Source organism: Achromobacter sp. UBA4530 (genome assembly GCF_002388205.1).
Lineage (GTDB): Bacteria > Pseudomonadota > Gammaproteobacteria > Burkholderiales > Burkholderiaceae_B > Achromobacter > Achromobacter animicus.
In genome coordinates, this window is record NZ_DGMA01000049.1 from 3455 (window position 1) to 3722 (window position 268).

1 protein-coding gene is annotated in these 268 nt (G+C 59.7%); it reads right to left on the reverse strand.

Going from position 1 to position 268, the window contains the following annotated elements:
- A partial coding sequence (rpmA, locus tag B2W22_RS27850; protein WP_286940409.1) for a 50S ribosomal protein L27 occupies positions 1-174 on the reverse strand: 174 nt, incomplete at its 3' end.
- Between the last annotated feature and the right edge of the window lie 94 nt (positions 175-268).

Below are 268 nucleotides of genomic sequence, written 5' to 3' on the forward strand. Positions count from 1 at the left end.
GGTGTGGTCCTTGCCCATGCCGACGTTCACGCCAGCGTGGAAGCGAGTACCGCGCTGACGCACGATGATCGAACCAGCGGGAATGAGTTCGCCGCCGAATGCCTTGACGCCCAGACGCTTCGATTCTGAGTCGCGTCCGTTCCGCGTAGAGCCGCCGCCCTTTTTCTGTGCCATGTTTAGCTCCTGCTAAGTGGTACCGAGTCGCTTCTTAAGCCGTGATGGCTTCGATGCGGATTTCGGTGTAGTTCTGACGGTGGCCCTGACGCTT